Here is a 25,272-nt window from a genome sequence, read left to right on the forward strand (position 1 = left end):
TGCTACGAAAACGGGTATCAGAGCTCCGCAAGCAGCCAGGGAAGCGGCGTGCGGCCGAAGAAGCTGTTGTGAAACAGGGCGAGCGCTTCCCAAGTGGCGCGGTCGGTCACGCCGTTCTGTGGGAGCAGGAACACCCCTTGAGCAAGGCGGACAGCGTCCGCTGTCGCGCGGTCGTATTCTCCGGTGAGCGGAACAGGGGTCACGGAGGAAAAATGGGGCACCGCCGAGGAAAGCAGGAGCTGCAGAACAAGGACAGACGGGCCCTTGTCTCCGGCAGCCAACTGCCCGTCAGAACCGGCAGGGGAAAAGGAGACTGCGGCAGGCAGCGTGTCGCCCAAGAGCAGGAGCAGATAGGCTTGGTAAATTGCAGTCCATGTTTCATAGCCGGCCGTGCCGGTAACGAGCAGGCCGTTGCGGCGCTGGAAATCGCGTACCGCCGCCGCGGTTTCCGGACCGAAGATGCCGTCCGGAACCAGTGGATGGACATGTGCCTGATCGAGCTGGATACGGCGCAGGAAGGTCTGCAGGTCAAAAATATGCGCGCGGCGCTGTGCTTCGCTGTACATCAGGCGCTTGCCTCCTCTCCCACCGGATAGCCGGGGTACTGCCCCTCGCTGGTTTGACTGCCCGCAAGCACATCGCTGGCGAGCTGCGCCATATACTCCCAGGTCAGCGGGCCGATGGCGCCGGTGGCGGGCAGGCCGACCAGCGCCTGCACGACCGAGACCGCGTCGCGCGTCGCGGGGCCGAAAATACCGTCAACGCCGACGGCCGGCACCTCCGGATAGGAGCGCGCGATAATATTGATCACCTGCTGCGCCCGACGCACCTCTTCACCGCGCATGCCTTCCACCAGGAAGATCTCGGGCAGGCCGGCAAGCTCCTGTAGCCATTCCTGCTCGGGGCGGGCCGCCAGAATGGACTGGTAGGTGGAAAGCAGCTCGTTCCAGGTCGTGCGGTCCACAGCGCCGGTTTCCGGCAGGCCCATCATACGCTGATAGGCGGTAACGGCCTCGCGCGTCTGGGGGCCGAAGACGCCGTCCAGCTGATTGATCTGCCAGCGGGGGAGCTGGTCGTAATATTCTCCCGCCACGGCCAGAAAATATTGCAGAAGCTGCACGCCGGGGCCGGTCGCGCCTTCGCGCAGTTCGGTTGGAAACTGACGCGAAACATCCTCCAGCCGCAGCCCCTCGCTGTCCAGCTCGCTCAGACGTTTCACATTGTTATATATGAAGGCGATGCGATACCAAGTGGACTTGCCGACGATCCCGTCTACCGCAAGGTTGAACTGCTGCTGGAACGCGCGCACGGCGCGCTCGGTGTCCGCGTCAAAAATTCCGTCCACGGGATAGATCTTGGGAATGTTGGGATAGTTGGTCGAGATGCGGTTGAGCCGGTTCTGGATGATGCGGACCTCCTCTGACACGTCGCCCAGCCGGAATGTGATGCCCGGCCAGGAGCCGCCGAGGTTGGGGGCGATGGGTGCGTTGCGTACAAAGTTGATGTCGTCCCCGTAAAAGGAACGCACAATCTCCTCCGCGCTCATGCCCTGCTCGGCGAGCGGGACCGTACCCCACTGGCTCAGCCCGCCCGGGCAGGTCGTGGTCGTGCCGTTGCAGTACTGGGCGAACAGCGGCTCGATTGCTTCGCCGCGCGTCAGATAGTTGTTGAACATATCGTCCACGATGGTGGAGATGTTCTCAAAGATATCGCGCCCAGGGACGAAGGACTGATCGTAGCGCGTGGAATTTGTGATGTCGAAATCATAGCCCTGCGCGCGGTACCATTCGGTAAACACACGGTTGAGAGCATAGGATGTCTGCGCGTAGATGTTGGCGCGGATCGCCTCCTCCGGCCAGGTGGGGTAGATCTCAGACGAGGCTACATTTTTGATATAGTCGGCAAAGGGAACGGTGATGTTCTGCGCGTTGGATGAGGGCGCGCCAAGATGCACGGTGATCGTTTCCGGAATAACGACGGGGGATTGTTCAGGCAATTTCGTTCACTCCTCTCCGCCCGTTTCGGAATGGTATAGCACCTGTGGGTCGCCGGTGGCGGTCAGATCGGTCTGGCTGGACGGCTGGTTTTCCTCCAGCGGGGTCAGCGCGACCGGCAGCACGGCTGGAATGCCGGGAAACATGGGGATATGCAGAGCGGTAAGCGGCGTATAGCCCTCCTTGGCAACTTCTACGGTATAGAGGGAAAACGGCGTGCCACTGTCCGGTGTCATGGAGTTGGACAGCGGCGGGGTGGGTAGCTCCATGGGCGGCGTCATGCCGTTCTGATCGGTGCGGACGCTGTAAAGCAGCGTCCGTTCACCGGGTTGGTCGGCTGCGGTGGATACAGTCACGGAAGCGCCCGCGAGGGGGAGCGCGCCTAGCGCGGTCGTTACGACAACACGCAGCACGGCCGAGCTGGTAGCGGGATCGGGCATAGATAGCGACCTCCTGTATGATTGGATGGATGTGCCGGTGGTCAGGCCAGACGGACCTTATACTGCTTGAACCACCGGTCGAGCTGCACGATATAGGCGAAGATCTGCGGCGTGCGCATAAGCTGGCCGTACCACGGCTCGGCAAGGCTTTCCGGCCGCTCCATCAGCGCCTCCACCGCGGCATGGTCGAACAGGGCGGAGGCGATGGATTCGCTGTCCGCGAAAATGCGGCGCACATAGTCGGCGCACAGGCGGGTATAGACCGGATGAAAGGTCTTGGGATACGGGCTTTTCTTGCGCCAGACGATCTCCTCCGGCAGCATGGATTCAAAGGCCTTGCGCACAACGCCCTTTTCCCGCCCGTCCAGCGCTTTGAACGCCCACGGCATATTATAAGCATATTCCACGATACGGTGGTCGCAGAACGGCACGCGCACCTCCAGGCCGGAATACATGCTCATGCGGTCCTTGCGGTCGCGCAGCGTTGCGGGAGGATACGGGAGCCTCTGGAAAAAAGGTCGAAAAAAAGCTATACAGCCGGACGGAAAAATGGTATGCTTTATAACAAAGATACTTCAGTACGGACAAGGAAGAACGCGACCATGGAACTTTTGAAAGAACGGATCAGAAAAGACGGTGTGATCAAAGAGGGTAATGTGCTCAAGGTTGACAATTTCCTCAATCATCAAATGGATATCGGTCTGTTTAACGAGATCGGCAGGGAGTTCAAGCGCCGGTTTGCGGACGAGCGGATCGATAAGATCCTGACGATCGAGGCCTCCGGCATCGGCATTGCGGCGATCGCGGCGCAGTATTTCGGCGTACCCGTTGTATTCGCCAAAAAAGCGCAGTCGATCAACCTGGACGGGACCATGTTGTCCGCGCCGGTCGAATCGTTTACCCACAAGCGCCGGTATGAGGTCATTGTTGCCAGCCGCTTCCTGCGGCCCGGGAAAACATCCTGATTATCGACGATTTCCTGGCCAATGGCTGCGCGGCCATGGGCCTGTGCCAGATTGTCGAGGCCGCGCACGCGCGCGTGGCCGGTATTGGCATCGTGATCGAAAAGGGCTTCCAGTGCGGTGGAAAGCTGCTGCGGGAAAAGGGGCTGCGCGTGGAATCTCTCGCCATCGTGGACGGGATGGATGCGGCAACCCAGACCGTGCAGTTCCGCGACTGAGCGCGCTGCAGGGACCGTATGAAAAAAACCGGCTGGATTCAGCCGGTTTTTTTCATACGGTCCGGTAAGACGCACCGAAATGCAGACGGGATATGGCAAAAAAGGCCAACGCGGCCGGATTTTGGGCGGCCGGACTTGAACCAAATGTAGAAAATGCGGGATTTGGACAAAAAATTGTCAAACTGAGTGGGACAAAACGGGGATATTTGTTATAATGGGGGTATCATTTCACTAAATCAAAACAGGGAGGACAATATGGAAAACGAAAAGAAGGAGCAATCCTTTTTCGGGCCGTATAACTTCACGGCCAAAATCCCGCTGGGGCAGGCGATTCCGCTGGGGCTGCAGCATGTGCTGGCGATGTTCGTCGGCAACCTGACCCCCATCCTGATCATCACCAGCGCGTGCGCCGCGATGAGCGACGCGGAGCAGTTCGCGGCGGTCCAGGTGTCGCTGCTGCAGAATGCAATGCTGGTGGCGGGTATCGTCACGCTGGTACAGCTTTTCTCGATCGGGCCGGTGGGCGGCAAGGTGCCGATCATCATGGGTACCAGCTCGGGCTTTATTGGCGTGTTTCAGAGCGTGGCGCAGGTGATGGGCGGCGGCATCCTCGCCTATGGTGCGATGATGGGCGCGTCCATCATCGGCGGATTGTTTGAAGGCGTGCTGGGCTTTTTCCTCAAGCCGTTGCGCCGGTTTTTCCCCGCGGTCGTCACGGGTACGGTCGTGCTGTCCATCGGCCTGTCGTTGATCAGCGTGGGTGTGGCCTCGTTCGGCGGCGGCAGCTCGGCGCAGGACTACGGCTCGGTGGAAAACCTGCTGGTGGCGCTGGCCGTGCTGGTGGTCATCCTGGTGCTCAAGCACTGTTCCAAGGGCATGCTGAGCTACTCCTGCATCCTGATCGGCATTATCGTTGGCTATGTGATCTGCGCGGTGCTGCCGTTGTTCCTGCCCACGACAGGGGTAACGGCCGAGGGCGTGGAGTACACTAAGGCGTGGGTGCTCAACTGGGACAAGGTTGCCCAGGCAAGCTGGTTCGCGGTGCCTGAGCTCATGCCGGTGCCGGTCGTGTTCGACGTGCGTGCGATCGCGCCGGTGATGATTATGTTCATCGTTACCGCGGTGGAGACTGTGGGCGACATTTCCGGCGTGATGGAGGGCGGCATGGGCCGCGAGGCGACCGATAAGGAGCTTTCCGGCGGCATCGTGTGCGACGGGCTTGGCTCCTCGTTCGCGGCGGTATTCGGCGTGCTGCCGAATACCTCGTTCAGCCAGAACGTGGGCTTGGTCACGATGACCAAGATCGTCAACCGTTTCGCGCTCGCGTGCGGCGCGGTGTTCCTCATCCTGTGCGGCCTGCTGCCCAAGCTGGCGGCGCTGGTGTCGATCATGCCGCAGAGCGTGCTGGGCGGTGCGGCGGTCATGATGTTTTCGTCCATCGTGATGAGTGGCATCCAGCTCATCACCCGCGAGCCGCTGACCGCGCGCAATATGACCATTGTTTCGGTCGCGCTCGGCCTAGGCTACGGCCTGGGCGCGAATACCGCGGTCCTGGCGGGGCTGCCGCAGGCGGTGCAGCTCATTTTCGGCGGCTCGGGCATCGTACCCGCGGCGTTCGTGGCGATTTTGCTAAACGTGCTGCTGCCCCAGGAGAAAAAAGAGGAAAACGCATAGGCTTTTTCCCGTAGGCACAGAGGATACCGGCTTCCGGCGCACAGGCGCGCCGGAAGCCGGTTGTGCGTCAGGGAGACGTTGTTATTGACAAAGGATAACGAAAAAGCGCGCGGCAAATTGTTTTTTGCGCGCGCACATGCTATGATAAGCACATCAGACCATACGGAGGGAACAGCTTTGTTGACGATCGGGCAATATGTCAGGCCGGAGAGCCTGGACGAAGCGTACGCGCTTTGTCAGAAAAAAGCAGCGTAGTGCTGGGCGGTATGCTCTGGCTCAAGATGCAGCACAGGAGTGTTGGGACGGCAATCGACCTGTGCGGGCTTGGGCTGGACCGGATCGAAGAGACAGAAACGGGATACCGCATCGGCGCGATGGTCCCTCTGCGCGCGCTCGAGACGCACGCGGGCCTGGCCGCGCTGACGCAGGGTGCGATGGCCGAGGCGCTGCGCCATATTGTGGGCGTGCAGTTCCGCAACTGCGCCACCGTGGGCGGCAGCCTGTGGGGACGGTTCGGTTTTTCGGACGTACTGACGCTGTTTCTCGCGCTGGACGCGGCGGTCACGCTGCATCACGCGGGCGAAATGCCGCTTGCGGACTTTGCTGCGCTGCCGCGCGTCACGCGGGATATTTTGACGCACGTCACCCTCCCCAAAGCGTCGCAGCGGGCGGTTTATCTGTCCCAGCGCAACATCTCGACCGACTTCCCTGTGCTGGCCGTGGCGCTCAGCGAGCGGGACGGCCGGTATACATGCGCCGTTGGCGCGCGCCCCATGCCCGCCGCGGCGTTTGCGGACGAGAAAGGCGCGCTTGCACAGGGTATCACAGAGGACAGCGCGCGCGCGTTTGCGGCCGATATCGCTGCCCGAGCGGTGCTGGGCGGCAACCTGCGCGCGGGAGCGGATTACCGCCGTGCGGTCTGCGAGGTACTGGTGCGCCGCGCGGCGCTCGCGCTCAGTAAGGAGGGATAAGGCATGGAGATCAAACTGACGCTCAACGGCAGGTCGCTGACCGCGTCCATCGGCGCAGATACCCTGCTGATCGACCTAGTGCGCGACCATGGCTGCTATTCGGTCAAGCGCGGGTGCGAGACCGCCAACTGCGGCCTTTGCACCGTACTGCTGGACGGTACGCCTGTACTGTCGTGCAGCGTGCTCGCCGCGCGCGTGGCGGGGCGCCATGTGCAGACCCTTGAGGGTCTGCAGGAGGAAGCTGCGGACTTTGTCGGCTTTATCGCCGACCAGGGCGCGGAGCAGTGCGGCTTCTGCAACCCGGGCTTTGTGATGAACACCATCGCGCTGCTGCGAGAGAACCACGACCCGACCGACGACGAGATCCGCGCCTATCTTGCGGGCAACCTGTGCCGCTGCTCGGGGTATGAGGGGCAACTGCGCGGCATCCGAGCGTATCTGGACAGCCGGAAGGAGGCGCGGGCATGAGTGAGAGCCGCTTCCGCGTGGTGAATCAGCCCGTGCGCAAAAAGGACGCCATGCAGCTCCTGCTTGGCAGGCCCGCCTATGTGGACGATGTGACCCCGCATGACTGCTTGGTGGTCAAGGTGCTGCGCTCGCCGCACGCCCACGCGCTGATCGAGGAGATCAATACGGACATTGCGCGCAAGGTGCCGGGCATCGAGTGCATTTTCACCTACAAGGATGTGCCGCAAAAACGCTTTACTATGGCGGGGCAGACCTTCCCCGAGCCGTCGCCCTACGACCGGCTGATCCTCGACCGGCGCGTGCGTTTCGTGGGCGACGCGGTGGCGGTCGTCGCGGGCGAAACCGAAAAAGTGGTGGATAAGGCGCTGGAGCTTATCAAAGTGAAGTATCAGGTGCTTGAGCCGCTGCTTGACTTCCGCGCGGCCAAGGATAACGCAATTCTCGTGCATCCAGAGGAAAACTGGCGCTCGCTCTGTCCGGTCGGGGCGGACAACCGGCGCAACCTGTGCGCGAGCGACATCTGCGGCGACGGGAACGTGGACGCGGTGCTGGCCAGCTGCGACGAGGTCGTGGATCGCGTCTACCACACCAAGGCCTGCCAGCAGGCCATGATGGAGACTTTCCGCACTTACACTGAGATCGACCACTACGGCCGCCTGCACATCGTGTCCTCCACGCAGATCGTGTTCCATGTGCGGCGCATCATCGCCAACGCCTTGGACATCCCCAAGAGCAAAATCCACGTCGAGAAGCCGCGCATCGGCGGCGGCTTCGGCGCGAAGCAGACGGTCGTGGCCGAGGTGTACCCTGCGCTCGTCACGTGGAAAACCGGCAAGCCTGCCAAGATGATCTACTCCCGCGAGGAATGCCAGATCGCCGGCTCGCCGCGTCACGAGATGGAGGTGCATGTGCGCGTGGGCGCAAATAAGGACGGCGTGATCCGCGCGATTGACGTATACACCCTGTCCAACACGGGCGCGTTCGGCGAGCACGGCCCGACCACGGTCGGCCTGTCCGGCCATAAATCCATCCCGCTGTACACAGGCAATCTCGAGGCGTTCCGCTTCGCCTACGACGTAGTGTATACCAACGTGCAGGCCGCGGGTGCGTACCGCGGCTACGGCGCGACGCAGGGCATCTTCGCGGTCGAGAGCGCGGTCAGCGAGCTGGCGGCGCGGCTGGGTATCGACCCGGTTGCGATCCGCGAAAAGAACATGGTGCGCGAGGGCCAAGTCATGGCCGCGTACTACAACGAGCCGGCGAGCGCTTGCGCGCTCGACCGCTGCATGGCGCGCTGCAAGGAGCTGTTCGGCTGGGACGGAAAATACCCCGTGCGCGACATGGGGAATGGTAAGGTGCGCGCCGCGGGCGTGGCCATGGCCATGCAAGGCTCGGGTATCTCGGGCGTGGACGTGGGCTCCGCGACCCTCAAGCTGAGCGACGAGGGCTTCTATAACCTGATGATCGGCGCGGCGGACATGGGTACGGGCTGCGACACCATCCTCGCCCAGATGGCGGCCGAGTGCCTGGACTGCTCGGTGGACGATATCGCGGTGTTCGGCGCGGACTCGGACGCATCGCCCTACGACTCGGGCTCGTATGCGTCCTCGACCACCTACGTCACCGGCAAGGCGGTCGAAAAGGCGTGCAGCCAGCTCAAGGAGAACATCTGCGCGGTCGCGGCGGATCTGCTGGGCTGCGCGGCAGACGGGCTGGAATTCGCGGGCCGCACGGTGCGCAAGCTGGACGGCACGGGCGAGGTCACGCTGTTCGACATTGCGACCAAGTCCATGTGCGGCAACGGCACAGCGGTCGAAGCCACGGCCTCGCACTCCTCGCCGGTTTCGCCCCCGCCGTTTATGGTGGGCATGGTTGAGATCGAGCTGGACACCGAAACCGGCCAGGTAGACGTTTTAGATTACACCGCGGTCGTGGACTGCGGCACGCCGGTCAACCCCAGCCTCGCGCGGGTGCAGACCGAGGGCGGCATCGTGCAGGGCATCGGCATGGCGCTTTTCGAGGACGTGACCTACGAGCCGACTGGACGCATCATGGAAAATTCGCTGATGCAGTACAAGCTCCCCACCCGTCTGGACATGGGCAGACTGCATGTGGAGTTTGAATCCAGCTACGAGCCGACCGGCCCGTTCGGCGCCAAGTCGATCGGCGAGATCGTCATCAACACGCCCTCGCCCGCGATCGCGCACGCGATCTACAACGCCACCGGCGTGTGGCACCGCGAGCTGCCTATCACGCCGGAAAAGGTGCTGCGGGGCATCCGGCGCGGGCAGGCATGACGCATATCCTGTTTCTTGCGGGCGGGAGCGGCCGCCGCTTTGGGGAAAACAAGCTGCTGTATCCATTAGAGGGCAGGCCGCTCTACCGTCACGGGCTGGACATGCTCGCTTCGCTTGCCAAAACGCGGGACGACTGTACGCTGGCCGTGGTCTCGCGGTACGGCGCGGTGCTGGACGGCGCGCGGGCACTGGGCGTGCGCGCTGTGTACAGTCCGGATAGTGAAAATGGCCTGTCCTGCACTATCCGCGCGGGACTGGACGCGCTTGCGCTGCAGGCGGGCGATTTCGTCGCCTTTGTCGTAGCCGATCAGCCGTACCTGACCGCTTCCACCATGGCACGCCTGCTGGATGCGGCCCGACCGGGCGTACCCTGCGCGCGCGTGTGCTGCGGCGGACGGCTGGGCAACCCCGCGCTGTTCGCCGCAGCGCTTGTGTCCGGCCTGTACGCGCTCACAGGCGACGAGGGCGGCCGCGCGTTGCTCCGGCGGCCGGACTGCGTGCTCGTCCCTGCGGACAGCGCGCGCGAATTGTATGATGTTGATACAAAAAGCCAGCTCCCTTTCCTGGAAAAGCAAACCAAGGCATGAAAGCGCTGCGGAAAAGCGGCCGGCCGCTGCTACGGGGAATACCGGATCGATCCGCCAGAACGGACGGAGGCCTAACGGCCTTCGTCCGTTTTTTTATTCAGGCGCCATAGGGCAAACGGAACACGACCTCGACGGTATCGTCGCCGACGACGACCCGCCGGATAGCCGCCTGCGCAATCTTCTTCTTTTCGGGAATGGTGTAATCCGGCCACTCGGTCAGAATGGCCTGGAAAAACGGCTCCAGATCGTCCTGCGGATGGGTGTAGAGCAGGGCGTCGCGCTGGCGCTTCAGCTCGGACAGGGCGTGGTTGGCCTCGTGGATCTGCGCGGAAACGATATGTATGACATCGGTCTCGCGAACGTGCGCAAGGTTTCGCGTGAGCTGGCCGATCTCGTCTTCCTGCTGGGCGATGGCGGCCGCAAGCCGGTTGAGGCGGGCGTCGGGACGGCGCTGCGTTTGGGGGGCCACCGCACGGTAGCTGCGCAGGAAATCGAGCAGGCGCGTCTGGACTGCTTCCTCGATCTGCTCCAGCGTCACGACCGTGCCGCGGCCCGGGCAGACCGCGTTCCCGCGCTTATGCCCGCCGCAGTTGATATAGTGGCCGCGCATGCCGGCGGGCTTGTTGACCACAGTGATCGCGTAGCCGCATTTTTGGCATTTCATCAAGCCGGACAGCCAACTGTGCGTCCCTGCGCCGCTGCTGCACAGCGTCCGGTTGCGGTCGAGCTTGCGCTGCGCTTCCAGCCAGCACGCAGCGTCCACGATCCCCTCGTGCGGCGCGAGGGTGATAAAGCTGCCGGACAGGTCGGACAGGCGGTGGCCGGACTGGTGCGGCGCATAGCAGTAGCAGCCGTGCCGCTGGTCATAGGCGTCAATTGGATCGTTCATCGTGGCGCCCTTGCCCTGCAGATAGCAGTAAACCGCGGCGTCCGCCCGCACGAAAGCGGGGCTGCGCAGCAGGCGCCCCAGCGGCAGCGTCGACCAGCTCCCGCCGCGCGCGGTGTGGTACCCGCCCGCGTTCAGCCAGCGCACCAGCGAGCCCAGCGTTTCCCCATCCTGCAGGTAACGCGCATAGAGCGAGGCCATCAGCGCGGACTGCACGGGATCGGCCACATAGCAGGCGGTTCGTTTGCCGCCTATCGTGGTTTCCCCCTTGCTGAAGCCGAACGGTGGCCGGCCGCCCAGATACATGCCGGCTTTCGCACGGGCAAAATAATTGTCAGTGACGCGGCGCTGGATGGTTTCGCGTTCGAACTGCGCGAATACCATCATGATCTGCGCCATGACCGTGCCGGAGGGGGAGTCGTCGAGCGTAAGGCCCTCGGCGACCGATTGGAAGTGGACGCCGCGCGCCGACAGCTGGGCGCACAGGCCGGTAAAGTCATGGACCGAACGGCTGATGCGGTCCAGACGGTAGACCAGGATCTTGTCAACCAGGCCGTTTTCCGCGTCGTGAAGCAGCCGCTGGAGCGCGGGCCGGTTGATGGTTTTGCCGGAAAAGCCCTTGTCCGTGTACACCCGGCAGGACTGCAGCTCGCGTGTAGTGAGCGCGCCGCGGCAGAGCTGCGCCTGCTGCTCGACCGATATGCTGTCCGCGCGTTCCACGGACTGTCGGGTATAGATGGCGACCGTACAGCGTTCTCCTTTCTGTGCGTTTTACGAGGCGAGGATGACCGCTATGCCGGTTTTGCTGGAAGCGGGCGTGCGAAGCCCTGCCGGATCCGGCAGAGCTGCGCCTTGAATTCGCCCTGCGTCACCGGCGGGTCGCAGGGCTCGATGCTGACCATCGTTGTCATGGGGGAGGCCTCCTTTCGCGAAATGGCGGGGAACCACGGGAGAAAGACAAGGACACGGGCAGGGCGTGCGCCCTGCTTTTATCGTATGCCTGAATGGGGGTGGAGAGAACCGGACGCGGCGGTGTTTGCGGCGGCGCCGGAAAAATAGAAAAGCAGCATAAAAGTGCATAAGGCGCGGGGGAAGAAATTTGTTCGTTTCGTCCATGTTGTCGTATGGTATGATGCAGAAACGGCCCGCTTGATAAAAAAATTTAATCCATATCGTAGGATGTAGTATTTTGTGGACTATGCTAATATCGAAATACAAACCACAGGCGATATTTGTTGATTCTATCAAAATGCTGAAAGGATGAATGGGTTATGACACCGAAAAAAATTGCAGTTTTGGGCGGCGGCAACGGCGCGCACACGATGGCGGCAGAGTTTGCGCTTAAGGGACACACGGTCAATCTGTACGAAATGCCCCAGTTCAAGGGCAACATGAAAAAGGTTTTCGAAACCAAGACCATCCGACTGAAAGGCAATATCAAGGAGCTGCAGGGGCCGGTCGAGCTGAATATGGTCACTGACGATATCGCCGAGGCAGTGGAAGGCTGCCGGTATATCTGCCTGGTAGCGCCGGCGTTCACCCACCTGGGCTACGCCAAGCTGCTCAAGGGCCATCTGCATAAGGATCAGATTGTCGTCACCTATCCGGGCGCGTTCTCCGCGCTGGTCATGAAAAACATATTCGGCGACGATCCGGACTGCCCGATCTTCGCGGATGCGAACAACCTGCCGTATGACTCCCGTCTGACCGCCCCTGGCTCGGGCGAGGTCAACGTATTCGGCCGCAACCCGATCAATATTGCGTTCCTGCCGGCGGATAAGGGGCCGGAGCTGATCGACGAGATGCGCGAGGATCTGTTCCCGTTTGAGAAAATCTACCATGACTGCCTGGAGTGCGGCCTTGCGATCGTCAACCCCGATTGGCACGCCGGACCGGTGCTGTTCAACATCTCCCGCATTGAAAGCCCGCAGGTCAATTTCTTCTTGTACGAGCACGGCTGGACGCCCTCCGCGTGCCGCCTGAACATCGCGATGGATAAGGAGCGCAAGGCGCTGGGCAACGTGCTGGGCTACAACCTCCGCCCGATGGAGGATTTCGCCGGCCGTCCGGACGACTATGAATGGACCTGGCAGGATCTGTATAAGGAGGGACATGGCTCGATCGGCCTGACGCCGATCTGCGGCCCGAACGACCTCAGCAGCCGCTATCTGACCGAGGATATCCCGTTCGGACTGGTTCCGTGGGCGGCGATCGCCGAGGTGGTGGGCGTTCCGATGCCGCTGACCAACGGCTTCATCGACATCATCAATATCGTACATGAGCGCGACTGGCGCGCCGAAGGCTGCGGCCTGGACGAGTTGGGCATCGAGGGCATGGACAAGGATACACTGCTCGCCTATGTGCGCACAGGCAAGAAGTAAATAAAAAACATCTGACAGCGAAGAGAGGGAAACGCCATGAGCAAGATCATTCGAAATTGGGGCTATATGGGTCCCAATACACCCAACAGAAGATACGATACAACGGAAGGTCAGCTGATGAACGGCTTCCCGATCGGTATTCTTCAGTTGTGGGCGCATCTTCCGTTCTTTCCCGGCAACGTATCCAATGCCTATACCTACGACTTTCCAGTAAAATTCATCGAGGTGAAAGGCTCGGGCATCGATAATATCCTGGCGGGCGATATGTCGTTGGTGGATAATATCGTGGCTGCCGCCAAGCAGCTGGAAATGGATGGGTGCCGCGCGATCTGCGCGAACTGCGGCTTCTTCGGCCATTATCAGAAGCTGGTCGCAGACCAGCTGGACGTACCCTGCTACCTGTCCTCCATGGTGCAGGTGCCGTGGGTGCTGGTCGGCCTGAAATCCGATCAGAAGGTCGGCATTATGACTGCAAACAAAAACACGCTGACCAAATCGCTGTTCGAGGCGTGCAGCATCAGCGAAGAGCTGCAGAAGCGCTGCGTGGTATACGGCGCGCAGGACGAGGAGGAGTTCCCCAATATCCTAACTGGAAAGGGCGGCCTGGATTACGACAAGGTGGGGGATGAGCTTTCCGGCATCGCGCACCGCATGATCGAGGAGAATCCGGATATCGGCGCGATCCTGCTGGAATGCACGGATATGCCGCCTTACGCGCACCGCCTGCAGGCAGAGCTGAACCTGCCGGTATACGATGCGATCACGCTGATCAAATACGTTAAGTCCACGGTAACGCAGACCCCTTATTACGGCTTCCTTTGAAAGCCGGACCGAACGCAGGCATCTGTGCCGCCGCAATGCGCGCGGCACAGATGCTTAGGATTTCACGGGGAGATGGGTATACAGTCCGAAACAAAGAAATTGGAGAGAAAGGGAGCGATCATCAATGAAACATCTGGGAAAGAGAATTATCAGCCTGGCCCTGCTGGGCGCTATGGGCGCATCCACGCTGGCGCTGGGCGGATGCGGCAACTCCAGCGGCGCAACCAACGCGGACGGCGAGCAGACATATGAACTGCGTTTAGCCACGCTGTATCCGGCAGACCATGAAATGACCATTGCCGTGCAGGCCGCGTGCGACAAAATCGAAGAGGAAACCGGCGGGAACGTCAAGATCCAGATTTACCCCTCCGACCAGCTGGGCGATTATACCTCGGTTTATGAGGAGATCATGAAAGGCACGATCGACCTGATGGTCAGCGGCGTGCTTACGACATATGATTCCAATCTGGAAATTATGAACATACCATATCTGGCCAGTTCATATGAGGAAGCAAAGGAGTATATCGTTAATCCCGATTCGTATTTCTTCCAGACGGTCCTGGAACACCAGAGGAATTTGAATATTGAAACCCTGGGTATCTATCTTGCCGGCGCGCAGGGAGTCGGTGCTGCCAAGGTCATCGATAATCTGATGGATCCAAATGCAGCAAAGCCGTATTTGATTCGCTGCCCCTCGACGGACGGTTATCTGTGGACCGCAGAAGGATTTGGTTTTAACAGCGTAACAATTAACTACAGCGAGCTTTATTCCTCCCTCCAGACCGGCGTATGTGACGGCTGGCTCGGCGGCGGTGCTTATGTCAATTATCTTAGCTTCCGCGATGTTTTAAAATATTTCGGAGATGCGCGCTGCAGTTTTGAAAGTATCATCTGTATTATGACCAAGGATTTGTACGACGGTATGCCTGCTGAGTACCAAACCATTATCAGCGATACGTTTGCAGAATCCACAATGAGCTTTGCAGACCAGATGGAGGGGCTGGACGAGCAGGCGATGCAGGATATGGAAGCCATGGGTATCGAGATTTACCGGCCGACAGAGGAAGAATATGAAACGATGCGCGAGCATTTCCGCACCAACGTATGGCCGAAGTACGAAAACACGCTGGATACGGAAATATTCAATTCACTGATAGCAAACGGCCTGCGGGAGGCTGCATAGCATATCCGGAAGGAGGAATCGTGCAGTGGCGATCATGGATAAAATCCAAAATAATATCATATTCCGCGCGTTGCTGAAAGTGGAATCTGCCGTAATGATTATCACCAGCATCCTGGCGGCCGGCATTGTGTTTGTCGGCGTGGTGATGCGGTATATCCTGCAGATGAACTTTTTCGGACAGGAAGAGGTCCTGTGCGTTGTGGCAATGTGGCTTTATTGGTTTGGCGGCATCTACGGAAGCTACGAAGGCTCGCATATCAAGGGCGATATGCTGTCGTCGGTGTTCAAGTCGCCGCGCTCCAAGAAGATTGTGGAACTGGTCATCCAGGCGGTCAGCTTTGTGGTGATTTTGGTGTTCTGCATTTGGGGCTTTGAGTATATGGCGTTCAACCTCAGGTTCAATGCCGTGACGACCGGCCTGAAAATCCCCATGTCCCTTTCGCAGATGCCGCTGCTGGTCGGCTTTCTGCTGATGGAACTGTACACGGTGTTTAACTTCTTCCGTGTGTTACTGGATAAGGATTTCGGCAAGGCGAAAGAGCCTGCGGAGGAAGGGGGAAGCGAGTAATGGAATTGGGTGTTGCATTTGCAATCCTGCTGGTCTGTATTGTCGTGGGCGTACCGGTCGTGTATTCGTTCGGTGCGGCGACGATCTGGCTCGTGCTGACGCTCGGCTTCGACGCCTCCTTCGTGTTCACCACAGTTTACAGTAAGATGAACAGCTCGGTGCTGATCGCGATCCCGCTGTTTATCATTCTGGGTGCGATTATGGAAAAGGGCGGCGTCGGCAGCGCGCTGGTCAATTTTGTAGAGGCCTTTACCGGTCGTGTCAAGGGCGCGCTGTGCGCGGTGTCTTCGGTAGCCTGCGCGGTATTCGGCGCGATCTGCGGCAGCGGCGCGGCGACTCTGTCCTGCATCGGCTCGATCATGGCGCCGAAAATGCGCGAGCGCAACTATCCGATGGGGGTTGCGGCGGCCGTCCTGGCCTGCGCCGCGCCGATCGGCATGCTTATCCCGCCAAGCTCGATTCAGATACTGTTTGCATGGTCGGGCAACCTCTCGGTTTTGACCTGCTTTATGGCAACGGTCATCCCAGGCATTATCCTGACGATACTTATCGGTATCTGCGGCATTGTCATGTGTAAAAAGTATCCGGATGTCATGGTCACGGAAAAGATGTCGCGGAAAGATTGGATGTCCAATACCTACCGCTCCACCGTACACGCCATTCCGGCGCTGTTTATGCCGATCATCGTGCTGGGCGGCATCTACGGTGGCTTTATGACCCCGTCTGAGGCGGCCGGCGTGGCGATCGTTTACTCGATCCCTGTCAGCATTCTGATTTACCGAGGGACCAAGATGAGGGAACTGGGCCGCACCTTCAAGGAATCCGCGGTCACCACCGGCGTTATCATGGTTATGCTGGGCACCATCATGGTCGTCAGCCGCATTCTGGTCATGAACAACGTTCCATCCATGATTCTGGACGCACTGCTCACCGTGACCGGCAACAACAAGTACTTGGTTCTGCTGATGATTAACATTTTTATGGTCATCATCGGCATGCTGATGGATGACGTCAGCGGCACCCTGCTGGTGGCGCCGATCCTGTTGCCGATTGGCATGGAGCTTGGCGTGAACCCCTATCAAATGGCGGCTATTCTGGGCGTAAACCTCGGCATGGGCAACGTAACCCCGCCGACCGCGCCGTTCCTCTACCTGGGCGGGCGTATCTGCAAGGTGGACACCAAGAGCATGATGAAGCCGATGCTGACGATCATCGCCTTCTGCTATGTGCCTACGCTGATCCTCACCACCTACATACCGGAGCTTTCGCTCTGGCTACCGCGCTTGATTATGGGTTCGGTTTGACCCGCCGATAGAAAAGGATTATCTGTTTCTTCGCTGAAAGGGGCCGCGCTGTAACCTGACAGCGCGGCCCCTTCCGGCAAAAAGCGTATCGAAATTCTTTCACATGACGATGGAACTGGTGCGGGAGTCGGACTGGCCGCACAACTTGTGCCGGATATCCAGAAGATAGATGGCAAGCACCTTGTCCAGATCGTACATATCCAGCCCGCAGGTTTCGCGGATGCGGCGGAAGCGGTAAACCAGGGTGCTTTTGTGGATATGCAGCGCCTGCGCGGTCTGCACAAAGTTAAAGCGCTGCTGGAACCAGTGTTCAATCGTTAACAGGACCTCCTTGCGGTTTTTCGCCTGCATGACCCGCCCGAACATCTGCGCGGAGATCTCGCTACAGATGCCGTCCGGCAGGCTGGCAGCGATTTTCTCCAGAACCACATCGCCGATATAGAGGCAGGTGCTGTTCCGTATGCCGGCATGGATGCTTTTTAAGGCGAAGCAGGCATTCTCATAGGACTGGCGCAGCGTCTCGACCGAGTGGGAGAAGAAGCCGATGCCGATGCGGAGGCGGATGCCGACGGTCAGGCACTCGCTGCTCACGCAAAGGCACTTTTGCTGCAGCATTTCCAGGTATTGCTGCGGCTGGATGCTGCGCAGCCCAAAGGCAAACACGACATAGCCGGTATTGTTCTGCGGGCAGACAAAATCCTGCGGATGATCGAAATGGCGCAGCAGGCATTCCATGATTTTCGCCTGATGCACGCGCGTTTCCTCGGAAGCGTCGTCGTGCCGGCCTTCGATTTCCTCCAGTTTGACGGCGATGCGCGCCGCGTTCAGGTCAATGCCGAATTCGTAAGCGCTTTCGCAGATGGCGGCTTCATCGTGTGAGCGGGAATCATATGTAATGATTTCGCGCAGGAGGTTTTTCTTCCGGTAATCGGTGCGGGTCGTGGAGCGCTGGCGCTTTTCAAAATCGAGAAATATCTGCGCAAGCTGCTGGATCAGCAGGGCATATTGCGAAATCTCGTGCGGGGCGCCGGTAATGCCGATCGTGCCGATGACGATGGAATCGATGATGATGGGGATGGTGATGCCGGGCTTGGTGCCGGCGAATTTACGGGCTGCTGCGGCGTCATGGTAGATTTTGCGCGCACTCTGGATGACTTCAAGCGAAGCCTCGTGCAGCGAGTCGACGCGGTCGGGATCGTTGGAGGCGACGACATAGCCAAAGGAGTCGGTAATAAGCACGTCGTGTCCAATGGTCAGACTTGCCGACTGCGCCAATTTTTCGCATAGCTTTTTGTCCAGTAGATCCGAGTTAGACACAAAAATCTCCCTTTCTTTTTGGATGCGGGCGGTGGGTCGTTTCGCTTTCGCAGTGCGAAAACCGCACGATATTTTTAACGTGTTTTTTACATTATAGCACGGTCTTCCTGTAATGGTCAAACATACCAAATAGGAAGAAATTGGGATGTGGAAATATATTGAAAGAAATGGGAAATCCCTCCTTGCGACAGGCGCCCGCAGGCCGGCGGGCCGGCAGGGGCGCGCGCTTAAATTCAGGAGCTATATACGCCGGAAAAGTCATTGACAGACAGCCAAAATACTGCTAAACTAACCATAAAGCAATAAGCTGAAATTAGCTGTTTTGTTTATTTCAGGCAGAGGACGCGCCGTTAGTGTCCAATGCAAAAAGCGATTTTCCAATAAAAGAGCGACGTAGCTCCCGAGAATCCGGCCGACAGGCGGGGTCCTTTGGGGGCTTTTATTTTTAGGAAAGGGGGCGGCGGAGTTGATCGAGCTGGATGAGAAAAAAGGATTATCCAGGAGTTTGTGCCAGGAAAGCAGGTCACCCTGTGCCATGTGATCGCCAGTCCCGAGGATACGCTTTACGCCAAGCTGGGACTGATCGACGCGCACGGGGCGATCGGCATTATGACCATCACGCCGAGCGAGGCCGCGATGATCGGCGCGGACGTGGCGGCCAAGGCGGCCTCGGTCGAGGTCGGCTTTGTGGACCGTTTCAACGGCTCGCTGGTCATCACCGGCGAGGTGGCGGCGGTGGAGGAAGCGCTTGCCGGTGTGATGCAGGTGCTGTGCGACATGATGGGCTTCAGCCCTGCGCCGATGACCAGGACGTAGGGGAATTGGCCATGGAAAACAGGGAAAAGAAGCGGATCATGCTGGTCGGGCGATCCACGGCGGGCAAGACAACGCTGTGCCAGCGTATCAGCCGACGCGATCTGGCGTATCACAAAACACAGACCGTGCAGGTTATCAACCAGACGATGATCGATACGCCCGGCGAATACCTGGAGCGGCGCAGCTTTCGGGGGGCGCTGATGGTCACCTCGGTGGAAGCGGACTATGTGGTATTCGTGCAGTCCGCCACAGAGGAGGGTACCATGTTCCCGCCCTCCTATAACAGCCAGTTTGCCAAGCCGGTGCTGGGCGTAGTGACAAAAAGCGATATCGCTGCGCAGGAGCAGATAGAAAAGGCAAAAAAATACCTGCATATGGCGGGCGCCAAAACGGTGTTCGTCACCAGCAGCGTCACCGGCGAAGGGATGGACGCACTGATGGCCTATCTGGGCTATGAACAGGCGGAGGAGTGATGCCGCCTGAGGGTAAGGAGAATGGATATGAGCCGAATCAGAGTGGTGATTGCGGACGACGAGCCGATCACCCGCATGGATTTAAAGGAGCTGCTGTCGGCGCAGGGTTACCAGGTGGTTGGCGAGGCGGCGGACGGTTTCGACGCGATCGAGATGTGCCGGCAGACACAGCCCGACCTCGTGCTGCTGGACGTGAAGATGCCGCTGCTGGACGGCCTTTCGGCCGCCAGGATCATTTACGAAGAGGATATCGCGGAAACGATTATCATGCTCACCGCGTACAGCGAATGGGAATTTGTCAAAACCGCGCGGGATCAGGGCGTGGCGGGATATCTGGTCAAGCCGCTGGGCGAAAGCTCGCTGGTGCCAAGCATAGAGCTGTCCGTGGCGCGCAGCAAGGAGATGCGCCAGCTCAAAAAGGACATCCGGCAGGTTACTGACCGGCTGGAAAGCCGTACCGTGATCGAAAAGGCAAAGGGCCTGTTGATGTCGCAGGAGGGAATGACCGAACAGAGTGCATATGATTACATACGCAAGCTGAGCCAGAGCAAAAAGCTGTCCATGCGGCGGGTCGCGGAGATCATCCTGATGAGAAGCGGGGGACGCTGAGTATGATGGATACGATCGAGGCACTCTGCCGGAAATATACCAGCCTGGCGCCGGCGGATATTGCCGTGATACAGGGAATGAGCACCGTTCTGAGGGCTTTGGCCAGTTGGGAGGAGGCGGACATTTTTGTGGACTGCCCCTGTCGGGACGGCGACGCCATCGTTGTGGCGGAGGCAAAGCCGGACGGCGCGCCGTCCTCCTACCGGAAAAGCGTGGTGGGGCTGCTGGCGCGCAGGGAGAACGAGCCGGCCGTGGCGCGGACGCTCCGCCTGGGCGTGGGAACCAAGCAGATGAAAGCGCTGACCCAGGAAAACCGGCGCACGGTCCAGTCGGTCGAACCGATCAAAAACAGCGCAGGCAAGGTGATCGGCGCGCTGGTGCGGGAACAGCGGATGGACGAACGGCGGCAGGCAAGCGGCCGGCTGCATTTTTCCGACCGTGACCCTGCAAAGATCGCCAACGCGCTCGCGCATATGGCGGGAAACGATTGGCTGACCGAGTGTATCGACGAGGCCCTGCTGATCGTCGACCGGACGGGGCGGGTGGCGTTCTGCAACAGCCTGGCGCGCAGCCTTTATCAGACGCTGGGATATCTCGACGACCCCCTGGGGCAGCGGTATGAAAACGTGCGGCTGGCCGAGGTACGGGAGGAGGGCGAGCAGGCTGGTTACGCGGCGGCGGAGGTTACGTTGGGTCGCCACAGCCTGCTGGTCAAGCAGATCCGGCTGGCGCGGGAGGATATGGCGTTTGCCGTGATCGTGCAGGATCTGACGTGGAAGCGCGAACAGGAGAAGCAGCTTGTGCTGAAGTCGGCGGTGGTCAAGGAGATGCACCATCGGGTGAAAAACAGCCTGCAGACCGTGGCAAGCCTGCTGCGGCTGCAGATGCGGCGGCTGGATGACGCGGCGCTGCAGGACGTGCTGGAGGAGAGTATGAACCGCATCCTCTCAATCGCTACCACGCATGAGCTGCTCTCGCGGTCCGGTGTGGACGAGGTGATGATCGGGGAGGTCATCCGCAATATCCGGAACAATATCATCCGCGCGTTCAGCCGGCCGGATTTCCATGTGCAGATCCGGCAGGAAGGGGATGACTTTCCGGTCAATTCCGATACTGCCACATCGGCCGCGCTGGTAATCAATGAGCTGCTTCAGAATTCCCTGCAATATGCCTTTCGGGGGCGAGAGCAGGGCGGCATCCGGATCGTTGTGAGCCGCGGGGAGCTGTATTCCTGCATTGAGGTCATTGACGACGGGTGCGGCTATGATACGGTGGCTGTCCGGCCGGACAGCCTGGGCCTTTCCATCGTGCGTACAATGGTGGAGGATCGGTTGCACGGCAGCCTGAAGACCGAATCGGGCAGTGGTGGCACGCATGTGATGTTTGATTTCAGAAACCAGTAAAAGAATAAGGCTGCGGCATGATGGAATGCCGCGGCGAAGCAAACGGGCGGCGCAGTCCGGATATACAGGCTATCAGTCTGTGTATCCGGACTTTTTTGATGAAAGTATATTTTGCAAGATCGGAGGCGCGCCATGCACGAGGAGATATGCAGCGTGGGCGTGGATATCGGGACATCCACCACACAACTGATATTTAGCAGATTGACGATCGAGAACCGGGCGAGCAGTTATACCGCGCCGCGCATCCAGATCGTGAAAAAAGAGGTCGTCCACCGCAGCGGGATATACTTTACGCCGCTGCGGTCGGGGACGGAGATCGACGCGGAGGCGGTCAAGGAAATCGTGCGGAAGGAATACGCCGCAGCGGGTATCCGTCCGGCTGATGTCAGGACCGGCGCGGTCATCATTACCGGCGAGACGGCGCGCAAGCAGAACGCGAACGAGGTTCTGGAGGCGCTGGCAAGCCTTGCGGGCGATTTTGTGGTCGCCACGGCCGGACCGGATCTGGAATCCGTGCTGTCCGCGCGGGGAGCGGGCGCCGACCGGCTTTCTGAGGAGGCGCGCACGGCTGTAGCCAACCTGGATGTCGGCGGCGGAACGACCAACATTGCGGTATTCGATAAAGGGAAGCTGGCCGGCGTCTGCTGTCTGGATATCGGCGGGCGGCTGATCCGCGTGGAGCATGGCCGGATCGCCTATGTCTATCATAAGATTGAGGCGCTGGCCCGTGCGCACGGCATCGCGCTGCGGGCTGGAGATGCGGCAGATGTGGAGATGCTGCGGCGGGTATGCGGCCTGATGGCCGACCAGCTCGCGCAGGCGTTGTCCCGCCGGCCGCCGGATGGGCAGCACGCCGGACTGTATACTAACGGCGGGAAGCCGCTGCCCGAAGCAGCGCGTGCGCGGGCGGTCACCTACTCGGGCGGCGTGGCGGACTGCATTTATACGCCGCCGGAGGGGGATGTGTTCCGGTACGGCGATGTGGGCGTGCTGCTCGGACAGGCGATTCGGGGAAACGCGGATCTCGGCGGGCTGCGGCTGTTCCGGCCGGCGGAAACCATCCGCGCCACCGTGGTCGGCGCGGGGACGCATACGACCGAGGTCAGCGGCAGCACCATCCATTATGCGCGGGGACGCCTGCCGGTCAAAAATGTACCTGTGCTCCGTGTATCCGAGGAGGACGAGGCCGCGCCGGAAACGCTGCGCGACGCCATCCGGCGTCAAATGCCGATGTACCAGCCGGAGGGACGGATCGAACAGGTCGCGATCGCGTTCAGCGGCAGGTCCTATACCAGCTTCGCCGCCATCCAAAAGCTGGCCGCAGCGGTAACGGACGGGGCGGCGGAGAGCATCGCGGGCGGGAACCCGCTGATCCTGGTGGTGGAGGCCGATATTGGCAAGGTGTTGGGAAATGCGCTCAACGTGCGGCTGGACTTCCGCAAGGACGTCATCTGCATCGACGGGATACGGACGCAGGACGGCGATTATGTGGATATCGGCGCGCCGGTCGCGGACGGGCATGTGGTGCCTGTCGTGGTCAAGACGCTGATCTTCAATTCATAACAAGCAGGGAGAGGTGAAACGATGTGATCCTGAAAACAAAGCTGTTCGGGCATGTCTATGAATTCAAGAGCATCTGCGAGGTGATGGCCAAGGCCAACGAGGAAAAATCGGGCGACAGGCTGGCCGGCATCGCGGCCGAGACGGCCGAGGAACGGGTGGCGGCCAAGGTAGTCCTGGCAAACCTGACGCTGAACGATCTGCGCAACGCGCCGGCCGTCCCCTATGAGGAGGACGAGGTCACCCGCATCATACAGGACGATGTGAACGAAACAATTTTCCGCGAGTTCCGGAATATGACGGTCGCGGAGTTCCGCGAGTGGCTGCTCGACGGCAATACCACAAGCGAAATGGTCCGCCGCGCGTCGCGCGGCATCACGTCCGAGATCGTCGCGGGCGTATGCAAGCTGATGAGCAATCTGGACCTGATTTACGCGGCCAAAAAGATCCAAGTGACCGCGCATTGCAACACTACGATCGGCCTGCCGGGGACGTTTTCCTCCCGCCTGCAGCCCAACCATACGACCGACGACCCGAAAGGCATCCTGGCCTCCGCGATGGAGGGCTTCTCTTACGGCTGCGGCGATGCGGTGCTGGGGCTGAATCCGGTGGACGATTCGGTGGAATCGGTCGCCCGCATCCTCAAGATGTTCGACGAGTTCAAGAATAAATGGGAGATACCGACGCAGATCTGTGTGCTGGCGCATGTTACCACCCAGGTCGCCGCGGCAGATAAACTGGGCGCGCCGCTCGATCTGATGTTCCAGTCGATCGCGGGCAGCCAGAAGGGGAACGAGGCGTTCGGCCTGACTGCGGCAATGCTGGAGGAGGGGCGCGCGACCATGCTCAGCCGCGGCACCTGCACCGGCCCCAACGTTATGTATTTCGAAACCGGACAGGGCTCGGAACTATCCTCCGAGGCGCACAACGGCTGGGATCAGGTGACGATGGAGGCGCGCTGCTACGGCTTTGCCAGGCGGTACCAGCCGTTCCTGGTCAATACGGTGGTCGGCTTTATCGGGCCGGAATACCTGTATGATGCCAGGCAGGTCACGCGCGCGGGGCTGGAGGATCACTTCATGGGCAAGCTGACCGGCGTACCCATGGGCTGCGACGCCTGCTACACCAACCACATGAAGACCGACCAGAACGATATCGAGAACCTGGCCACGCTGCTGGTGGCCGCCGGCTGTACTTACCTGATGTCTATTCCGGAGGGCGACGACTGCATGCTGATGTACCAGTGTACGGGCTATCATGAGATCCCCGCGCTGCGCGAGGTCTTCGGCCTGCGGCCCATTCCGGAATTTGACCGCTGGCTGGAAAAAATGGGCTTTTCGGAGAACGGAAAGTTGACGCCCAGGGCGGGCGACGCCTCGGTCTTTTTGGCGAAGTAGGAGAGGAAGTGAGAGTGTTGGACGAAGCTACATTGACACGCATCATCGAACAGGTGGTCGCGGAGCTTGCGCAGGACGAACGGCCGCCGGAAAAGCCGGCTCCGACGCCCGCCGCCCGGACAGAGCCGGCGGCTCCCGATATCCGGATGCCGGAGACGGCGGGGGAGGCGGGCTGCCTGCCCGACATCACGGAGATCGACATAAGGGAGCAGTATCTGGTAGAACAGCCGGAGCATGGCGAGGCGTATGCGGACCTCAAGCGGAACGCGCCCTGCCGTCTCGGCATCGGCAAAGCGGGCGCGCGCTATAAAACGCTGCCGCAGTTGGAATTCCGCGCGGCGCATTCAGCGGCGCAGGACGCGGTTTTTAGCGATGTGGACGAGGCGTTTATTGCCTCGCAGGGAGTGTTCCTTGTGCAGAGCCAGTGCGACAGCAAGGATACCTATTTGACGAGGCCCGACCTGGGGCGCAGGCTCAGCAAGGCGGCAGCGGATACCATCCGCGAGCGGTGCAGGGCCCATCCCACGGTTCAGATATATGTTTCCGACGGGCTTTCCTCCGCGGCGGTGTCGGCCAATATTCCGGATCTGCTGCCCGCGCTGCTGCAAGGCCTGCAGAACTATAAAATAGACGTGGGTACGCCGTTTTTCGTGCGATACGGCCGTGTCGGCGTGATGGATGAGGTGTCCGAATTGCTCGGCGCCGAGGTCACCTGCGTGCTGATCGGCGAGCGGCCCGGCCTGATCACCGCGGAATCCATGTCCGCCTATATTGCCTATCGGGCGACGGTGGGCATGCCGGAGGCGCGGCGCACCGTACTTTCCAATATCCACAGAAGCGGCACCAACCCTGCCGAGGCAGGCGCGCACATTGCCGATATTATCAAGCTGATGCTGGAGAAAAAGGCCAGCGGTACGGATTTGAAGCTGTAACAGGCAGGGA

The 25,272-nt window shown here is 60.2% G+C and carries 23 protein-coding genes and 1 pseudogene; 18 read left to right on the top strand and 6 right to left on the bottom strand.

Going from position 1 to position 25,272, the window contains the following annotated elements; translation table 11 throughout:
- Window positions 1–17 precede the first annotated feature (17 nt).
- The 4 genes from RX717_RS01605 to RX717_RS01620 are packed head-to-tail and all read right to left on the bottom strand — an operon-like array spanning window position 18 to window position 2,895.
- Complete coding sequence (locus RX717_RS01605) at window positions 18–566, bottom strand: peptidoglycan-binding domain-containing protein (RefSeq protein ID WP_054327959.1); 549 nt, start codon at window positions 564–566, stop codon at window positions 18–20.
- Window positions 566–1,996, bottom strand: coding sequence for a peptidoglycan-binding protein (locus RX717_RS01610; protein ID WP_107631123.1), 1,431 nt, complete (start codon window positions 1,994–1,996; stop codon window positions 566–568). The genes RX717_RS01605 and RX717_RS01610 overlap by 1 nt, the downstream gene beginning before the upstream one ends.
- Window positions 1,997–2,002: 6 nt before the next feature.
- On the bottom strand, window positions 2,003–2,434 hold the full coding sequence (locus RX717_RS01615) for a hypothetical protein (protein ID WP_054327957.1): 432 nt from the start codon (window positions 2,432–2,434) through the stop codon (window positions 2,003–2,005).
- A 41-nt stretch (window positions 2,435–2,475) separates the two neighbouring features.
- Window positions 2,476–2,895, bottom strand: a complete 420-nt coding sequence (locus RX717_RS01620; protein WP_107631122.1) for an asparagine synthase-related protein — start codon at window positions 2,893–2,895, stop codon at window positions 2,476–2,478.
- 141 nt (window positions 2,896–3,036) lie between these two features.
- On the opposite strand from RX717_RS01620, the pseudogene RX717_RS01625 reads away from it, so the two are divergent.
- From RX717_RS01625 to RX717_RS01650, 6 genes and pseudogenes are all read left to right on the top strand, one after another.
- Window positions 3,037–3,614: pseudogene (locus RX717_RS01625) on the top strand (xanthine phosphoribosyltransferase).
- 255 nt (window positions 3,615–3,869) lie between these two features.
- Window positions 3,870–5,288 carry a uracil-xanthine permease family protein gene (locus RX717_RS01630; RefSeq protein WP_054327954.1) on the top strand — a complete coding sequence of 473 codons (1,419 nt, stop codon included), beginning with the start codon at window positions 3,870–3,872 and terminating at the stop codon, window positions 5,286–5,288.
- Between the two features lie 233 nt (window positions 5,289–5,521).
- Window positions 5,522–6,259 (top strand): FAD binding domain-containing protein, encoded by a 738-nt coding sequence (locus RX717_RS01635; RefSeq protein WP_316960524.1) that lies wholly within the window; start codon window positions 5,522–5,524, stop codon window positions 6,257–6,259.
- 3 nt (window positions 6,260–6,262) lie between these two features.
- Entirely contained in the window at window positions 6,263–6,727 is a 465-nt protein-coding gene (locus RX717_RS01640; protein WP_054327953.1) for a (2Fe-2S)-binding protein, read from the top strand.
- A complete protein-coding gene (locus tag RX717_RS01645; RefSeq protein ID WP_107631121.1) occupies window positions 6,724–9,024 on the top strand; it encodes a xanthine dehydrogenase family protein molybdopterin-binding subunit in 2,301 nt (766 codons plus the stop codon). Before RX717_RS01640 ends, RX717_RS01645 begins: the two co-directional genes overlap by 4 nt.
- Entirely contained in the window at window positions 9,021–9,611 is a 591-nt protein-coding gene (locus RX717_RS01650; protein WP_054327951.1) for a nucleotidyltransferase family protein, read from the top strand. Before RX717_RS01645 ends, RX717_RS01650 begins: the two co-directional genes overlap by 4 nt.
- Window positions 9,612–9,708: 97 nt before the next feature.
- Here the strand turns inward: RX717_RS01650 and RX717_RS01655 are convergent, their stop codons facing one another.
- On the bottom strand, window positions 9,709–11,217 hold the full coding sequence (locus RX717_RS01655) for a recombinase family protein (RefSeq protein WP_054327950.1): 1,509 nt from the start codon (window positions 11,215–11,217) through the stop codon (window positions 9,709–9,711).
- A 551-nt stretch (window positions 11,218–11,768) separates the two neighbouring features.
- Between RX717_RS01655 and RX717_RS01660 the strand changes: the two genes are divergently transcribed.
- The 5 genes from RX717_RS01660 to RX717_RS01680 all read left to right on the top strand — a co-directional run bounded on the left by RX717_RS01660 (window position 11,769) and on the right by RX717_RS01680 (window position 16,755).
- Window positions 11,769–12,878 carry an NAD/NADP-dependent octopine/nopaline dehydrogenase family protein gene (locus RX717_RS01660; protein WP_054327949.1) on the top strand — a complete coding sequence of 370 codons (1,110 nt, stop codon included), beginning with the start codon at window positions 11,769–11,771 and terminating at the stop codon, window positions 12,876–12,878.
- Between the two features lie 36 nt (window positions 12,879–12,914).
- The gene (locus RX717_RS01665; RefSeq protein ID WP_082397312.1) at window positions 12,915–13,700 is read left to right on the top strand and encodes an aspartate/glutamate racemase family protein; all 786 of its coding nucleotides are present in this window, start codon (window positions 12,915–12,917) and stop codon (window positions 13,698–13,700) included.
- 124 nt (window positions 13,701–13,824) lie between these two features.
- Window positions 13,825–14,883 carry a TRAP transporter substrate-binding protein DctP gene (gene dctP, locus RX717_RS01670; RefSeq protein WP_054327947.1) on the top strand — a complete coding sequence of 353 codons (1,059 nt, stop codon included), beginning with the start codon at window positions 13,825–13,827 and terminating at the stop codon, window positions 14,881–14,883.
- Window positions 14,884–14,917: 34 nt separating this feature from the next.
- Window positions 14,918–15,451: a TRAP transporter small permease gene (locus RX717_RS01675; RefSeq protein ID WP_242977969.1), complete on the top strand. Its 534-nt coding sequence runs from the start codon at window positions 14,918–14,920 to the stop codon at window positions 15,449–15,451.
- On the top strand, window positions 15,451–16,755 hold the full coding sequence (locus RX717_RS01680; protein WP_054327945.1) for a TRAP transporter large permease: 1,305 nt from the start codon (window positions 15,451–15,453) through the stop codon (window positions 16,753–16,755). The genes RX717_RS01675 and RX717_RS01680 overlap by 1 nt, the downstream gene beginning before the upstream one ends.
- 99 nt (window positions 16,756–16,854) lie before the next feature.
- On the opposite strand, the gene RX717_RS01685 is transcribed toward RX717_RS01680, so the two are convergent.
- Window positions 16,855–18,072 carry a sugar diacid recognition domain-containing protein gene (locus RX717_RS01685; RefSeq protein ID WP_159068092.1) on the bottom strand — a complete coding sequence of 406 codons (1,218 nt, stop codon included), beginning with the start codon at window positions 18,070–18,072 and terminating at the stop codon, window positions 16,855–16,857.
- 507 nt (window positions 18,073–18,579) lie between these two features.
- Here RX717_RS01685 and RX717_RS01690 point away from each other — a divergent pair.
- The 7 genes from RX717_RS01690 to eutC all read left to right on the top strand — a co-directional run bounded on the left by RX717_RS01690 (window position 18,580) and on the right by eutC (window position 25,262).
- Window positions 18,580–18,888: a BMC domain-containing protein gene (locus RX717_RS01690; RefSeq protein ID WP_316960525.1), complete on the top strand. Its 309-nt coding sequence runs from the start codon at window positions 18,580–18,582 to the stop codon at window positions 18,886–18,888.
- Between the two features lie 11 nt (window positions 18,889–18,899).
- Window positions 18,900–19,361 carry a EutP/PduV family microcompartment system protein gene (locus RX717_RS01695; RefSeq protein WP_054327941.1) on the top strand — a complete coding sequence of 154 codons (462 nt, stop codon included), beginning with the start codon at window positions 18,900–18,902 and terminating at the stop codon, window positions 19,359–19,361.
- 27 nt (window positions 19,362–19,388) lie between these two features.
- Window positions 19,389–19,970: an ANTAR domain-containing response regulator gene (locus RX717_RS01700; RefSeq protein WP_307718889.1), complete on the top strand. Its 582-nt coding sequence runs from the start codon at window positions 19,389–19,391 to the stop codon at window positions 19,968–19,970.
- Between the two features lie 2 nt (window positions 19,971–19,972).
- Complete coding sequence (locus RX717_RS01705; protein WP_242977855.1) at window positions 19,973–21,373, top strand: sensor histidine kinase; 1,401 nt, start codon at window positions 19,973–19,975, stop codon at window positions 21,371–21,373.
- A gap of 132 nt (window positions 21,374–21,505) precedes the next feature.
- Complete coding sequence (gene eutA, locus RX717_RS01710; RefSeq protein WP_107631118.1) at window positions 21,506–22,936, top strand: ethanolamine ammonia-lyase reactivating factor EutA; 1,431 nt, start codon at window positions 21,506–21,508, stop codon at window positions 22,934–22,936.
- A 23-nt stretch (window positions 22,937–22,959) separates the two neighbouring features.
- Window positions 22,960–24,330, top strand: coding sequence for an ethanolamine ammonia-lyase subunit EutB (locus tag RX717_RS01715; protein WP_107631117.1), 1,371 nt, complete (start codon window positions 22,960–22,962; stop codon window positions 24,328–24,330).
- A gap of 17 nt (window positions 24,331–24,347) precedes the next feature.
- On the top strand, window positions 24,348–25,262 hold the full coding sequence (eutC, locus tag RX717_RS01720) for an ethanolamine ammonia-lyase subunit EutC (protein ID WP_107631116.1): 915 nt from the start codon (window positions 24,348–24,350) through the stop codon (window positions 25,260–25,262).
- Window positions 25,263–25,272 lie beyond the last annotated feature (10 nt).

This window comes from Intestinibacillus sp. NTUH-41-i26 (genome assembly GCF_032769475.1).
GTDB classification, from domain to species: Bacteria; Bacillota; Clostridia; order Oscillospirales; family Butyricicoccaceae; genus Agathobaculum; species Agathobaculum ammoniilyticum.

Bases quoted from the DNA above. Each gene is read 5' to 3' on its own strand.
- RX717_RS01675 (WP_242977969.1), top strand. From the start codon at position 14,918: ATGGATAAAATCCAAAATAATATCATATTCCGCGCGTTGCTGAAAGTG.
- RX717_RS01605 (WP_054327959.1), bottom strand. From the start codon at position 566: ATGTACAGCGAAGCACAGCGCCGCGCGCATATTTTTGACCTGCAGACC.
- RX717_RS01680 (WP_054327945.1), top strand. From the start codon at position 15,451: ATGGAATTGGGTGTTGCATTTGCAATCCTGCTGGTCTGTATTGTCGTG.
- RX717_RS01695 (WP_054327941.1), top strand. From the start codon at position 18,900: ATGGAAAACAGGGAAAAGAAGCGGATCATGCTGGTCGGGCGATCCACG.
- RX717_RS01700 (WP_307718889.1), top strand. From the start codon at position 19,389: ATGAGCCGAATCAGAGTGGTGATTGCGGACGACGAGCCGATCACCCGC.
- RX717_RS01620 (WP_107631122.1), bottom strand. From the start codon at position 2,895: ATGAGCATGTATTCCGGCCTGGAGGTGCGCGTGCCGTTCTGCGACCAC.
- RX717_RS01645 (WP_107631121.1), top strand. From the start codon at position 6,724: ATGAGTGAGAGCCGCTTCCGCGTGGTGAATCAGCCCGTGCGCAAAAAG.
- RX717_RS01705 (WP_242977855.1), top strand. From the start codon at position 19,973: ATGATGGATACGATCGAGGCACTCTGCCGGAAATATACCAGCCTGGCG.
- RX717_RS01665 (WP_082397312.1), top strand. From the start codon at position 12,915: ATGAGCAAGATCATTCGAAATTGGGGCTATATGGGTCCCAATACACCC.
- dctP (WP_054327947.1), top strand. From the start codon at position 13,825: ATGAAACATCTGGGAAAGAGAATTATCAGCCTGGCCCTGCTGGGCGCT.
- RX717_RS01660 (WP_054327949.1), top strand. From the start codon at position 11,769: ATGACACCGAAAAAAATTGCAGTTTTGGGCGGCGGCAACGGCGCGCAC.
- RX717_RS01650 (WP_054327951.1), top strand. From the start codon at position 9,021: ATGACGCATATCCTGTTTCTTGCGGGCGGGAGCGGCCGCCGCTTTGGG.
- RX717_RS01640 (WP_054327953.1), top strand. From the start codon at position 6,263: ATGGAGATCAAACTGACGCTCAACGGCAGGTCGCTGACCGCGTCCATC.
- RX717_RS01615 (WP_054327957.1), bottom strand. From the start codon at position 2,434: ATGCCCGATCCCGCTACCAGCTCGGCCGTGCTGCGTGTTGTCGTAACG.
- eutA (WP_107631118.1), top strand. From the start codon at position 21,506: ATGCACGAGGAGATATGCAGCGTGGGCGTGGATATCGGGACATCCACC.
- RX717_RS01630 (WP_054327954.1), top strand. From the start codon at position 3,870: ATGGAAAACGAAAAGAAGGAGCAATCCTTTTTCGGGCCGTATAACTTC.